The 343-nt window shown below is 65.3% G+C and carries 1 pseudogene; it reads right to left on the minus strand.

Going from position 1 to position 343, the window contains the following annotated elements:
• A pseudogene (locus KQX66_RS39105) lies at positions 1-343 on the minus strand (excinuclease ABC subunit B); the annotation flags it as partial.

The raw sequence follows: 343 nt of genomic DNA on the forward strand, positions 1-343 counted from the left end.
TATTTGCCCGGCGTGGCGGAGACATAGATGGTCTGCGGCGCCAGCGCCTCGAACTCCTCGAAGCGCAGCGGGCGGTTGTCCAGCGCCGACGGCAGGCGGAAACCGTACTCCACCAGCGTTTCCTTGCGCGCGCGGTCACCCTTGAACATCGCGCCGATTTGCGGAATGGTGACGTGGGATTCGTCGACCACCAGCAGGCCGTCCGCCGGCAGGTAATCGAACAGCGTCGGCGGCGGCTCGCCCTCGGCGCGCCCGGAAAGGTAGCGCGAGTAGTTTTCGATGCCCGAGCAGTAACCCAGCTCGTTCATCATCTCCAGATCGAACTGGGTGCGCTGCGTCAGGC

The sequence above is a fragment of the Paenibacillus oleatilyticus genome, from assembly GCF_018998565.1.
GTDB classification, from domain to species: domain Bacteria; phylum Bacillota; class Bacilli; order Paenibacillales; family NBRC-103111; genus Paenibacillus_G; species Paenibacillus_G oleatilyticus.